Genomic DNA, 12335 nt, shown 5'->3' with positions numbered 1-12335 from the left:
ATGTTCAGACCACTCTCGCTTTTCGTCGGTACCCGCTACACCCGGGCCAAGCGGCGCAACCACTACATCTCCTTCATCTCGCTGACCTCGATGATCGGCTTAGGCCTGGGCGTGCTGGCGATGATCGTGGTGCTGTCGGTGATGAACGGTTTCCAGAAGGAGATGAGCTCGCGCATCCTCGGCATGGTGCCGCATGCCGCCCTGAGTGCCGACCGTCCGCTGGACGACTGGCAGGCGGTGGCCGCCACCGCGATGCAGCACCCGCAGGTTACCGGCGCCGCGCCCTTCGCCGAGCTGGAGGGCATGTTCTCCTACAAGGGCAGCATGCAGCCGGTGCAGATCAACGGCATCGACCCGGCGGAGGAGCAGAAGGTCTCGATCATCGGCCGGCACATGGTTCAGGGCCGCCTGGAAGACCTCAAGGCCGGCGAGTTCGGTGTGGTGATCGGCGAGATCAGCGCACGCCGTTTCCGCCTGAGTGTCGGCGACAAGCTGACCCTGATCGTCCCCGAGGCGAGCAAGGCCGCCGGCGGCATCACCCCACGCATGCTGCGCCTGTCGGTGGTCGGCGTGTTCAAGGTCGGCGCCGAGCTGGATGGCAGCCTGGCGCTGATCCATATCGCCGATGCCTCCAGCATCCAGCGCATGCAGGACGGGCAGGTGCAGAGCGTGCGCATCGCCCTCAAGGACCTGTACCAGGCGCCGCAGGTGTCGGCCGCCATCGCCACGCAACTGGGCGCCGGCTTCAAGGCGATCGACTGGACCCGCACCCAGGGCAGCCTGTTCAGCGCCATGCAGATGGAGAAGACCATGATCGGCCTGCTGCTGCTGCTGATCATCGCGGTGGCCGCCTTCAACATCATCGCCACGCTGATCATGGTGGTCGCCGACAAGCGCGCCGACATCGCCATCCTGCGTACCCTGGGCGCCACGCCGGGGCAGATCATGGCCACCTTCATGGTGCAGGGCACGGTGATCGGCTGCATCGGCACCCTGATCGGCGGCGTGCTGGGCGTGACGGTCGCGCTCAATGTCAGCGGCTGGGTGGCCTGGCTGGAGAAGGCCAGCGGCGCGCACATCTTCAGCTCGGATGTGTACTTCATCAGCAGCCTGCCGTCTGACCTGCGCGGCCTGGACGTGCTGCTGATCTGCGGCGCGGCGCTGAGCATGAGCTTCCTCGCCACCCTCTACCCGTCCTGGCGGGCGTCACGCACGCAGCCGGCCGAGGCCTTGCGCTACGAGTGAAGACAAGAACGCCGCGATCATCGCGGCGTTTTTCTTCATCTACTCGGTGGCCTGCCGGCGGCGCTCGGCGCGCTTGCGCCAGTTGTGCGCTACCCACCAGCGCCAGTAGGCCATGGTCAGGCCGTAGGCGCTGGCCGCCAGCACCGTGCCACTTAGCAGGGAGCCGAGCAGGAAGGGCTGCCAATGGGTGGCCAGCTCACCGGTGATCCAGTCCCAGGTCAGTTCCTCCGGCAGCTCCACCGGTGGTATGCCCATCAGCAGCGCGCCCAGCTTGTAGGTGCAGTAGAAGATCGGCGGCATGGTCACGGGGTTGGTCAGCCAGACCAGGCCCACCGAGATCGGCAGGTTGGCGCGGATCGGGATGGCCAGGCTGGCGGCCAGCAGCATCTGCATCGGCATGGGCACGAAGGCGGCGAACAGGCCGACGGCCATGGCGCGCGATACCGAGTGGCGATTGAGGTGCCAGAGGTTGGGGTCGTGCAGCAGTGCGCCGAGAAAGCGCAGGGACTTGTGCTCGCGAACCAGGGTCGGATCGGGCATGTAGCGTTTGAACAAGCGACGCGGCATGGGCAGTCTCGAAAGGCAGAAGCGCGGCTATTATGCACCGATGCTGGCAGGGCGGCTTGGCCGCTTTGTGACAGCGGATAACCCAGGATGGGATGCGATGCGCAAGGGAATGTTCGCGCTGGCGGCGGGGCTGGCCAGCCTGCCGCTGTTGCCGGCGCTGCCGCCGACCTGGCTGCTGCTGGCGTTGCTGCCGCTGGCGCTGATGCTGTTGCCCTGGCGCAGTCATCCGGTCTCCTTTTTTCTGCTCGGCTTCGTCTGGGCCTGCTTCAGTGCGCAGTCGGCCCTGGATGATCGCCTTGCCGTGGAGCTCGATGGCCGCACCCTGTGGCTGGAGGGACGGGTCAGCGGGTTGCCGGAAGTCGCTGCGGGCGTGGTGCGCTTCCAGCTGGAAGACGCGACCGCACGGGCGCACCGCCTGCCCGCGCGCATGCGCCTGGCCTGGTACGACGGACCGCCGCTGCTGGCCGGAGAGCGCTGGCGCCTGGCGGTCAAGCTCAAGCGTCCGCGGGGCCTGGTCAACCCACAGGGCTTTGATTACGAGGCCTGGCTGCTGGCGCAGCGCATCGGCGCCAGCGGCACGGTCAAGGCCGGCGAGCGCCTGCGCCCGGCCTCGGGGCCGGCTGCCTGGCGCGATGCGCTGCGCCAGCGCCTGCTCGCCGTCGAGGCGTTCGGCCGCGCCGGCGGCCTGGCGGCGCTGGTGCTGGGCGACGACTCCGGGCTCAGTCGGGCTGACTGGCAGGTGCTGCAGGACACCGGCACGGTGCACCTGCTGGTGATCTCCGGCCAGCACGTGGCGCTGCTGGCGGCGCTGCTCTACGGCCTGGTTGCCGGGTTGGCGCGGCTCGGGCTGTGGCCGCGGGCGCTGCCCTGGTTGCCCTGGGCCTGCGCCCTGGCCTTCGCCGGGGCGCTGGGCTATGGCCTGCTGGCCGGCTTCGAGGTGCCGGTGCGCCGTGCCTGCGTGATGGTCGCCCTGGTGCTGCTGTGGCGCCTGCGTTTCCGCCACCTGGGCCTGTGGTGGCCGCTGCTGCTGGCCTTCGTGCTGGTGCTGCTGGTCGAGCCGCTGGCCAGTCTGCAGGCTGGCTTCTGGTTGTCCTTCGGCGCCGTGGCGGTGCTCGCCTGGGTGTTCGGTGGGCGGCTCGGTACCTGGTCCTGGTGGCGCGTCTGGTGGCGTGCCCAGTGGACCCTGGCGCTGGGCCTGCTGCCGCTGTTCTTCGCTCTCGGCCTGCCGCTGAGCCTGAGCGGGCCGCTGGCCAACCTGCTCGCCGTGCCCTGGGTCAGCCTGCTGGTGGTGCCGCTGGCGCTGCTCGGAACCCTGTTGCTGCCCGTACCCTGGCTGGGTGAGGGGTTGCTGTGGCTGGCCGGTGGCCTGCTGGAGCTGTTGTTCCAGACTCTGGCCTGGATAGCCGCAATGCTGCCAGCCTGGTTGCCCACCGCCGTGCCGCTCTGGTGCTGGCTGCTCGGCAGCCTGGGGGTACTGCTCTGCCTGTTGCCGGCCGGTGTGCCGCTGCGTGGCTTCGGCCTGGTCATGCTGCTGGCAGTGTTGCTGCCGCCGCGCGAGCGCATTCCTGCGGGGCAGGCGGAAGTCTGGCAGCTGGACGTCGGCCAGGGCCTGGCCGTGCTGGTGCGTACCCGTGAGCACGTGCTGCTGTACGACGCCGGGCCGCGCTTCGGCGACTTCGACCTGGGCGAGCGGGTGGTGCTGCCCTCGCTGCGCCAGCTGGGTGTCGGCCGCCTCGACCTGTTGCTGCTCAGCCATGCCGACAGCGATCATGCCGGCGGTGCCGGGGCTGTGGTGCGAGGCATGGCGGTAGGGCGGGTGCTGAGCGGCGAGGCAGCGGTTCTGCCGGAGGCGTTGCAGGCCGGTGCCTGTGTCGATGGCGCCAGCTGGGAGTGGGACGGTGTGCGTTTCACCACCTGGCGCTGGTCCGCGGCGCAGGCGGGTAACCAGGCCTCCTGCCTGCTCAAGGTGGCGGCCGCAGGCGAGGCGCTGCTGCTCACCGGCGATATCGACGAGGCGGCGGAAAGGGCGCTCATGGCCGCTGGCCGGGATCTGCGCGCGGACTGGCTGCAGGTGCCGCACCATGGTAGTCGCAGCTCCTCCAGCGGCGCGTTCCTCGACGCCGTGGCACCGCGTGGCGCGCTGCTGTCGCGCGGCTGGCACAACCCCTTCGGCCATCCGCATCCGCGCGTCGTGGCGCGCTACGAGGCGCGAGATATTGCCCTGCATGACAGCGCCGAGCTCGGCGCCATCCGGCTAGTGCTGGGCGCAGGCGAGGGCATTGCCGCCTGGCGCGAGCGCCCGCGTTTCTGGCGGGAAAAATGAGAACCGGGGAGGTCTGCGCCGGCGCGACCCTATGCTAGAGTGGCGCCACTTTTCCGAGGGGGATTCACTACCGTGTGGGAGCTGGTCAAATCTGGCGGCTGGATGATGCTGCCGATCATTCTGTGTTCCATCGCCGCCGCCGGCATCATCGCCGAGCGCCTCTGGACCCTGCGGCCGAGCCGCATCACGCCGCCCCATCTGCTGGGCCAGGTGTGGCTGTGGATCAAGGAAAAGAAGCTCACCAACGACAAGCTCAAGGAGCTGCGCGCCAACTCGCCGCTGGGGCAGATCCTCGCCGCCGGCCTGGCCAACTCCAAGCATGGTCGCGAGATCATGAAGGAGTGCATCGAGGAAGCCGCCGCCCGCGTCATCCATGAGCTGGAGCGCTACCTCAATGCCCTCGGCACCATCGCCGGGGTGGCCCCGCTGCTCGGCCTGCTGGGTACCGTGCTGGGCATGATCGATATTTTCAGCGCCTTCATCGGCACCAACATGGCCAATGCCGCGCAACTCGCCGGTGGCATCTCCAAGGCCCTGATCACCACCGCCGCCGGCCTGTTCGTGGCCATCCCGGCGCTGTTCTTCCACCGCTTCCTGCAGCGCCGCGTCGACGAGCTGGTGGTCGGCATGGAGCAGGAGGCGATCAAGCTGGTGGAAGTGGTGCAGGGTGACCGTGACGTCGACCTGGGCAACGGCAGCGCGCCGGCGCCGAAGGAAGCCCGCAAAGAGGGCCGGAAGGCGTGAAGTTCCGGCGCAAACCGCGGGAGAACGTCGAGATCAACCTGGCGTCGTTGATCGACGTGGTGTTCATCCTGCTGCTGTTCTTCGTGGTCACCACCACCTTCACCCGCGAGACCCAGCTCAAGGTCGACCTGCCCGAGGCCGCCAGCGGCACGCCGCCGGAGGCCACCGAGCTCAAGCAGCTGGAAGTGCTGATCAGCCCCGAGGGCAGCTATTCGCTGAACGGCCAGGCCCTGCTGAAGAATGACCTGGAGGGCCTGATGGCGGCCCTGGGCAAGGAGTCCGGTGGCGACAACAGCCTGCCGCTGGCCATCAGCGCCGATGCCAAGACCCCGCACCAGGCGGTGATCACCGCGATGGACGCGGCCGGCAAGCTGGGCTTCTCCCACCTGCGCATCACCACGGTCGAGGCCGAGGCCAAGCCTTGAGCCTGGCCGCCCGGCTCACTGCCGCCTGGTACCAGGGCCATCCGGCCCTGACCCTGCTGCGCCCGCTGGAGTGGCTGTACCGGCGCGTGGTGCAGGGTAAGCGTCGCGCCTTCCTGGCCGGGGAGGGCGATATCTATCGCGCACCCGTACCGGTCGTCGTGGTGGGCAATGTCACGGTCGGTGGTACCGGCAAGACCCCGATGATCCTCTGGCTGATCGAGCACTGCCGGGCCCGTGGTCTGCGCGTCGGCGTGGTCAGTCGTGGCTATGGCGCCACGCCGCCGCAGCTGCCCTGGCGCGTGCGTGCCGAGGATCTGGCCGAGCAGGCCGGCGACGAGCCGCTGCTGATCGTGCAGCGCACGGACGTGCCGCTGGTGATCGACCCGCAGCGCGCCCGCGCCGTGCAGGCGTTGCTGGCGCAGGAAACCCTGGACCTGATCCTCTGCGACGACGGCCTGCAACACTACCGCCTGGCCCGCGACCTGGAGCTGGTATTGGTGGATGCCGCCCGTGGCCTGGGCAATGGTCGCTGCCTGCCGGCCGGCCCCCTGCGCGAGCCGGCCGAGCGCCTGACCGAGGTGGATGCGGTGCTGCGCAATGGCGCCGCCGAGGATGACGCGCAGGGCTATGCCCTGCAGCTGCGGCCCACCGCCCTGGTCAACCTGTGCAGCGGCGAGCGCGCTGCCCTCGATCACTTCCCGCCCGGCCAGCGGGTCCATGCGGTGGCCGGTATCGGCAACCCGCAGCGTTTCTTCAATACCCTCGAAGCGCTAAACTGGCGGCCGATCGCGCATCCCTTCGCCGACCACGCCAGTTACAGCCCCGAGGCCCTGCAGTTCAGCCCCGCGCTGCCGCTGCTGATGACCGAGAAGGATGCGGTGAAATGCCGGGCCTTCGCCGCCGCCGACTGGTGGTACCTGGCGGTGGAGGCGGCGCCCTCGGCGGCCTTCGTCGCCTGGCTCGACCGCGAACTGACCCGTCTACTGCCGGACAAGGCCTGAGCCTTACCGGCGCTCACAACGCCAGCAAGGACACCCCGATGGACACCAAACTGCTCGATATCCTGGCCTGCCCGGTCTGCAAGGGCCCGCTGCAGCTCTCCGAAGACAAGACTGAGCTGATCAGCAAGGGCGCCGGCCTGGCCTACCCGATCCGCGACGGCATCCCGGTGATGCTGGAGAGCGAGGCGCGCACCCTGACCGTCGACGAGCGTCTGGACAAGTAAATGAGCCACACCTTCACCGTAGTCATTCCCGCCCGCTACGCCTCCAGCCGCCTGCCCGGCAAGCCGCTGCAGGACATTGCCGGCAAGCCCATGGTCCAGCACGTCTGGGAGCAGGCGAAGAAGAGCTCCGCCGCCCGCGTGGTGGTAGCCACCGATGATGTACGCATCCTCGAGGCCTGCCAGGGCTTCGGCGCCGAAGTGCTGATGACCCGTGTCGACCACAACTCCGGCACCGACCGCCTGGCCGAGGTGGCGACCCAGCTCGGCCTCGCCGCCGATGCCATAGTGGTCAACGTGCAGGGCGACGAGCCGCTGATTCCGCCCGCCATCATCGATCAGGTGGCGGCCAACCTGGCCGCCAATCCGCAGGCCGGCATCGCCACCCTGGCCGAGCCGATCGAGGATGTGCAGGCCTTGTTCAACCCCAATGTGGTCAAGGTGGTCAGCGACAAGAGCGGCCTGGCCCTGACTTTCAGCCGCGCGCCCATCGCCTGGGCCCGCGACGCCTTCGCCAGGAGCCGCGACCTGCTGCCGGAGGGCGTGCCCTATCGCCGCCATATCGGCATCTACGCCTACCGTGCCGGTTTCCTGCATGACTTCGTCGCCTGGGGCCCGTGCTGGCTGGAGGACACCGAGTGCCTGGAGCAGCTGCGCGCCCTGTGGCACGGCGTGCGCATCCATGTCGACGATGCCCTGGAAGCGCCGCCGGCCGGCGTCGATACCCCGGAAGACCTGGAGCGGGTGCGCCGCCTGCTGGGGGCCTGATGCGCGTTCTGTTCGTCTGCATGGGCAATATCTGCCGCTCGCCCACGGCCGAGGGGGTATTTCGCCAGCGCCTGCAGCAGGCCGGCCTGCTCGAGCGGGTGACGGTGGATTCCGCCGGTACCGGCGACTGGCACGTGGGCAAGGCGCCGGACGATCGCTCCAGCCAGGCCGCTGCCGCCCGTGGCTATGACCTGTCCGGCCTGCGCGCGCGCCAGGTGCAGCGCGAGGACTTCCAGCGTTTCGACCTGATCCTGGCCATGGACCATGACAACCTGGCGCGCCTGCAGGCGCTGCGTCCGGCCAGCGGCGGCGGCGAGTTGGACCTGCTGCTGCGCCGTTACGACCTGGCCCTGGACGAGGTGCCCGATCCCTACTATGGCGGCGCCGACGGCTTCGAGCAGGTGCTGGACCTGATCGAGCAGGCCAGCGACGCGCTGCTCGCCGAGATCAAGGGGCGCCTGTGAGCCTGCAACTGCAAGAAGACGTCTCCCTCAAGCCGTTCAATACCTTCGGCGTCGATGCCAAAGCCAGGCTGTTCGCCGAGGCGCGCAACGACGACGAGGTACGTGAAGCCCTGGTCGAGGCCGCGCGCCGCGGCCTGCCGCTGCTGCCCATCGGTGGCGGCAGCAACCTGCTGCTGACCGCCGACGTCGAGGCCCTGGTGCTGCGCATGGCCAGCCGTGGCCTGCGCATTCTCGAAGACGATGGTGCGCGGGGGCTGGTCGAGGCCGAGGCCGGCGAGCCCTGGCATCCCTTCGTGCTGTGGAGTCTGGAGCAGGGGCTGAGCGGACTGGAGAATCTCAGTCTGATTCCCGGCACCGTCGGCGCCGCGCCGATGCAGAACATCGGCGCCTACGGCGTGGAGATCAAGGACGTCTTCGCCGGACTGACCGCGCTGGATCGCCAGACTGGCGAGCTGCGCGAGTTCGATCTTGAGGAATGCGCCTTCGCCTACCGCGACAGCCTGTTCAAGCAGCAGCCGGGGCGCTGGCTGATCCTGCGGGTGCGCTTTGCCCTCAGTCGCCAGGCGCGCCTGCACCTGGACTATGGCCCGGTGCGCCAGCGCCTGCAGGCCGAGGGTATCGAGCTGCCGATGCCGAGCGACGTCAGCCGCGCCATCTGCGCCATCCGCCGCGAGAAGCTGCCCGACCCGGCGGAGCTGGGCAATGCCGGTAGCTTCTTCAAGAACCCGGTGGTGGCGGACGAGCTGGCCGGGCGTATCCGCGCCGAGCATGCCGACCTAGTCGCCTATCCGGCGGGCGTGGGGCAGAGCAAGCTCGCCGCCGGCTGGCTGATCGAGCGGGCAGGGTGGAAGGGCTTTCGCGAGGGGGACGCCGGCGTGCACCGCCTGCAGGCCCTGGTGCTGGTCAACCATGGACAGGCTACGGGGGCGCAGCTGCTCGACCTGGCCCGGCGCATCCAGGCGGATATCGAGCAGCGCTTCGGCGTGCGCCTGGAGATCGAGCCGAACGTGCTGTAAGCGGGGCGCAGAAATGAAAAAGGGGATGCCGAAGCATCCCCTTTTTCGTTACCGCAGGTCTCAGACCTGCGGCTTGGCCTCGTCAGCATCCGTCTGCGGGGCGGGCTCGGCGACCAGTTCGGCAGGCGCCTGCTCGTCGGCGCTGTTCACAGCAGCCGGCTCGGCGTTCACCTCTTCGGCAACCACCGCAGCGGGTTCGGCAACGACTTCCTCGACAGCGGTTTCCGCCGGGGCGGTCTCGGCCGGGGCGGCCTCGACTACCTGGACAGCCACTGCGGCGGCAGCGGCCGCTTCGGCAGCCAGGCGGGCCGCTTCCTGCTGGCGACGGCGCACTTCGCGCGGATCGTTGGGCGCGCGGCCACCGCTGGCCTGGGCCGGGGCAGGAGTCGGCGCGACCTCTACCGGTGCGGCCGGAGCTTCCACAACCGTGGCTTCCACGACTGGAGCGGCGGGTGCCGGCTCGACCGGGGCGATCTCGGCAGTCACGGGCTCGCTGGCGACCACCGGTGCGACGGGCGCCTCGGCGACCACGCTGGCTTCGGCCGGCTGCACCTGCTCGGCCAGCGGAGCCTGTTCCGGCTCGGCCTGAGCCTGTTCGGCGACCACGGCGACCACGGCAGCGGCGGCCACGACAGTGCCTTGCTCGGCGCTGGCCTCGGTGCCCTCTGCGGTCTCTTCGCCTTCTTCGCCGATCAGGTTGCCGTCGGCATCGCGCTGGCGCTCGCGGCGGTTGCTGCGGCGACGTTGGCCACGGGAGCGGCGACGCGGACGCTCGCCGCCTTCACCGGCTTCCTGGCCGTCTTCCAGCTGCTCGACGTTCTCCAGCACTTCTTCCTCGGCGGCCTCGGCGCTCAGCGCCTCGCTGCGCGGTTGGCGCTCTTCGCGCGGCGGACGCGGCTGGCGCTCCTCGCGCGGCGCTCGTTCGGCACGCGGCTCCTGGCCTTCGCCGGTGGCGGCGTCCAGCGGCTCGCGCAGTTCGCGACGGCGCTCCTCGCGCGGCTCGCGGCCCTCGCGCGGCTGGCGCTCGCGGCGGTTTTCCTGGCCTTCGCCACGCGGCTCGCGTGGTTCGCGGGCCTCGCGCGGCTGACGCTCTTCACGCGGCTGGCGCTCCTCGCGCGGGGCGCGCGGCTGGCGTTCCTCGCGTGGCTCGCGGGCTTCGCGCGGCTGACGCTCTTCACGCGGCTTGCGCTCTTCGCGTTCGCCACGCTCGCTGCGGTCGCGGTTGCCACGGCCGTCGCGGCGGTTCTGCGGGCGGCCGTTGCGGCGCTCGTCGCCACGCGGCTTGCGCTCGGCAGGCTTGGCTTCGGCGGTCGGCTGCTGCTCTTCTTCCTTGCCGGCGAACAGGCTCACCAGCGACTTGACCAGGCCCTTGAACAGGCTCGGTTGCGGCGTCGGGGCAGCCGGTGCCAGCGGGGCGGCCGGGGTCGGTGCGGCCGGGCGCGGCGGGGTTGCCTTCAGCGCGGCTTCCTGGCGCACCAGGGTGCGGGTGGCGCTGACCGGCTGGGCGTCTTCGACTTCCGCCGGGGTCATTTCGTAGCTGGACTGGCCGCTCAGCACTTCCGGGCTGTCGTCGCGCAGGCGCTGGACTTCGAAGTGCGGGGTTTCCAGATGATCGTTCGGCAGGATCACGATGCGCGCACGGGTGCGCAGCTCGATCTTGGTGATGCTGTTGCGCTTCTCGTTGAGCAGGAAGGCGGCAACCGGGATCGGCACCTGGGCGCGAACCTCGGCGGTGCGGTCCTTCAGGGCCTCTTCCTCGATCAGACGCAGGATGGCCAGCGACAGCGACTCGACGTCACGGATGATGCCCTGACCGTTGCAGCGCGGGCAGACGATGCCGCTGGTCTCGCCGAGGGACGGACGCAGGCGCTGACGGGACATTTCCAGCAGGCCGAAGCGCGAGATGCGGCCGACCTGAACGCGGGCGCGGTCGGCTTCCAGGGCTTCGCGGACTTTCTCTTCCACGGCGCGCTGGTTCTTGGCAGGGGTCATGTCGATGAAGTCGATGACGATCAGGCCGCCGATGTCGCGCAGGCGCAGCTGGCGGGCGATTTCCTCGGCCGCTTCCAGGTTGGTCTGCAGGGCGGTTTCCTCGATGTCGCCGCCCTTGGTGGCGCGCGCCGAGTTGATGTCGATGGACACCAGGGCCTCGGTCGGGTCGATGACGATGGAGCCGCCGGACGGCAGCTTCACTTCGCGCTGGAAGGCGGTCTCGATCTGGCTCTCGATCTGGAAGCGGTTGAACAGCGGCACGCTGTCCTCGTACAGCTTGATCTTGCTGGCGTACTGCGGCATGACCTGCTGGATGAAGGCCAGGGCTTCTTCCTGGGCCTCGACGCTGTCCACCAGTACTTCGCCGATGTCCTGGCGCAGGTAGTCGCGGATGGCGCGGATGATGACGTTGGATTCCTGGTAGATCAGGAACGGGGCGGCGCGGTCCTGGGAAGCTTCCTTGATCGCGGTCCACAGCTGGATCAGGTAGTCCAGGTCGAGCTGCAGCTCTTCGCTGGAGCGGCCGAGGCCGGCGGTGCGCACGATCAGGCCCATGTCGGCCGGGGCGTTGAGGCCGTTCAGCGCCTCGCGCAGTTCGTTGCGCTCTTCGCCTTCGATGCGGCGCGAGATGCCGCCGGCGCGCGGGTTGTTGGGCATCAGCACCAGGTAGCGGCCGGCCAGGCTGATGAAGGTGGTGAGGGCGGCGCCCTTGTTGCCGCGCTCTTCCTTCTCGACCTGGACGATGACTTCCTGGCCTTCCTTCAATACTTCCTTGATGTTGACGCGGCCGCCTTCGGGCGACTTGCTGAAGTATTCGCGGGAGATTTCCTTGAGCGGCAGGAAGCCGTGGCGCTCGGCGCCGAAGTCGACGAAAGCCGCTTCGAGACTGGGCTCGACGCGGGTGATGCGGCCCTTGTAGATGTTGGCCTTCTTCTGCTCGCGCGCGCCGGACTCGATGTCCAGGTCGTAGAGCTTCTGGCCGTCTACCAGGGCGACACGCAACTCTTCGGGCTGAGTTGCGTTGATCAGCATTCTTTTCATGTTGTACCAATGGTTTCCGGGGCTGCCGGAAACGGCGTTTGGCACACACGACTCTCACGGTCGGTGTCAGGGCGCGTTCAGGAGTGGTCGTAAATCACTCCAGTGTCCAGCGGTCAGGCCAATAGGGCCGGGCCGCGACTACGCTCCTGTTTGCTGTGGTGACAGAAGCACTCAGTCAGGGGAGGAATCAACCGGTCGGTGCGGACGAATCTGAAGCGTCTGGGTAATGCCTGTAGCTACGCTGTCCGACGGTTGTGCATCTCCACCCTACACGTATCGCTGAAATCGGGTGCCGCTCGCAGAATCCGCAGCGGGTTTGCATTACCGCAGGCTGGGCCTGCGCGTCTGTCGAGCCTGGTCGCGACTGCTGCGCTCAAGGCTCTTGTGGCTCAAGGCTTTGTTTCCGGGGGTGTTCGCGCTCTAGTTGCGGCGAAAGTCCCGTCGGACGGCCTCACGTCCTGAAAGGGTTGCGCTCGGCAGGGGTGGCAAGGTTGTCGGTCACCCGCTGGCCGGGCCGCTTTTGGCGGC

The 12335-nt window shown here is 68.9% G+C and carries 11 protein-coding genes; 9 read left to right on the top strand and 2 right to left on the bottom strand.

Annotated features, from left to right (window positions below):
* Positions 1 to 1245: a lipoprotein-releasing ABC transporter permease subunit gene (locus AAG092_RS03640; RefSeq protein ID WP_373388588.1), complete on the top strand. Its 1245-nt coding sequence runs from the start codon at positions 1 to 3 to the stop codon at positions 1243 to 1245.
* 39 nt (positions 1246 to 1284) lie between these two features.
* On the opposite strand, the gene AAG092_RS03635 is transcribed toward AAG092_RS03640, so the two are convergent.
* On the bottom strand, positions 1285 to 1812 hold the full coding sequence (locus AAG092_RS03635; RefSeq protein WP_373388587.1) for a DUF2062 domain-containing protein: 528 nt from the start codon (positions 1810 to 1812) through the stop codon (positions 1285 to 1287).
* A 97-nt stretch (positions 1813 to 1909) separates the two neighbouring features.
* Between AAG092_RS03635 and AAG092_RS03630 the strand changes: the two genes are divergently transcribed.
* The 8 genes from AAG092_RS03630 (at position 1910) to murB (ending at position 8774) form a co-directional block, all read left to right on the top strand.
* Positions 1910 to 4135 carry a DNA internalization-related competence protein ComEC/Rec2 gene (locus AAG092_RS03630; protein ID WP_373388586.1) on the top strand — a complete coding sequence of 742 codons (2226 nt, stop codon included), beginning with the start codon at positions 1910 to 1912 and terminating at the stop codon, positions 4133 to 4135.
* Between the two features lie 72 nt (positions 4136 to 4207).
* Positions 4208 to 4879, top strand: a complete 672-nt coding sequence (locus AAG092_RS03625; protein WP_373388585.1) for a MotA/TolQ/ExbB proton channel family protein — start codon at positions 4208 to 4210, stop codon at positions 4877 to 4879.
* Positions 4876 to 5304 (top strand): biopolymer transporter ExbD, encoded by a 429-nt coding sequence (locus AAG092_RS03620; protein WP_110682580.1) that lies wholly within the window; start codon positions 4876 to 4878, stop codon positions 5302 to 5304. The genes AAG092_RS03625 and AAG092_RS03620 overlap by 4 nt, the downstream gene beginning before the upstream one ends.
* Positions 5301 to 6305, top strand: a complete 1005-nt coding sequence (gene lpxK, locus AAG092_RS03615; protein ID WP_373388584.1) for a tetraacyldisaccharide 4'-kinase — start codon at positions 5301 to 5303, stop codon at positions 6303 to 6305. Before AAG092_RS03620 ends, lpxK begins: the two co-directional genes overlap by 4 nt.
* 38 nt (positions 6306 to 6343) lie before the next feature.
* Positions 6344 to 6529, top strand: a complete 186-nt coding sequence (locus tag AAG092_RS03610; RefSeq protein WP_068826273.1) for a Trm112 family protein — start codon at positions 6344 to 6346, stop codon at positions 6527 to 6529.
* Positions 6530 to 7294: a 3-deoxy-manno-octulosonate cytidylyltransferase gene (kdsB, locus tag AAG092_RS03605; RefSeq protein ID WP_373388583.1), complete on the top strand. Its 765-nt coding sequence runs from the start codon at positions 6530 to 6532 to the stop codon at positions 7292 to 7294. It abuts the gene before it with no gap.
* The gene (locus AAG092_RS03600) at positions 7294 to 7758 is read left to right on the top strand and encodes a low molecular weight protein-tyrosine-phosphatase (protein ID WP_373388582.1); all 465 of its coding nucleotides are present in this window, start codon (positions 7294 to 7296) and stop codon (positions 7756 to 7758) included. The genes kdsB and AAG092_RS03600 overlap by 1 nt, the downstream gene beginning before the upstream one ends.
* Positions 7755 to 8774, top strand: coding sequence for a UDP-N-acetylmuramate dehydrogenase (gene murB / locus AAG092_RS03595; RefSeq protein ID WP_373388581.1), 1020 nt, complete (start codon positions 7755 to 7757; stop codon positions 8772 to 8774). Before AAG092_RS03600 ends, murB begins: the two co-directional genes overlap by 4 nt.
* A 60-nt stretch (positions 8775 to 8834) precedes the next feature.
* Here the strand turns inward: murB and rne are convergent, their stop codons facing one another.
* Complete coding sequence (gene rne / locus AAG092_RS03590) at positions 8835 to 11807, bottom strand: ribonuclease E (protein WP_373388580.1); 2973 nt, start codon at positions 11805 to 11807, stop codon at positions 8835 to 8837.
* Between the last annotated feature and the right edge of the window lie 528 nt (positions 11808 to 12335).

This window comes from Pseudomonas alcaligenes, assembly GCF_041729615.1.
Lineage (GTDB): Bacteria > Pseudomonadota > Gammaproteobacteria > Pseudomonadales > Pseudomonadaceae > Aquipseudomonas > Aquipseudomonas alcaligenes_B.
Note: the sequence above shows the minus strand (reverse complement) of the source record. Positions and strands in the feature narration are given on the sequence as shown.

Bases quoted from the DNA above. Each gene is read 5' to 3' on its own strand.
- AAG092_RS03635 (WP_373388587.1), bottom strand. From the start codon at position 1,812: ATGCCGCGTCGCTTGTTCAAACGCTACATGCCCGATCCGACCCTGGTT.
- kdsB (WP_373388583.1), top strand. From the start codon at position 6,530: ATGAGCCACACCTTCACCGTAGTCATTCCCGCCCGCTACGCCTCCAGC.
- rne (WP_373388580.1), bottom strand. From the start codon at position 11,807: ATGAAAAGAATGCTGATCAACGCAACTCAGCCCGAAGAGTTGCGTGTC.
- AAG092_RS03630 (WP_373388586.1), top strand. From the start codon at position 1,910: ATGCGCAAGGGAATGTTCGCGCTGGCGGCGGGGCTGGCCAGCCTGCCG.
- AAG092_RS03600 (WP_373388582.1), top strand. From the start codon at position 7,294: ATGCGCGTTCTGTTCGTCTGCATGGGCAATATCTGCCGCTCGCCCACG.
- AAG092_RS03640 (WP_373388588.1), top strand. From the start codon at position 1: ATGTTCAGACCACTCTCGCTTTTCGTCGGTACCCGCTACACCCGGGCC.
- AAG092_RS03610 (WP_068826273.1), top strand. From the start codon at position 6,344: ATGGACACCAAACTGCTCGATATCCTGGCCTGCCCGGTCTGCAAGGGC.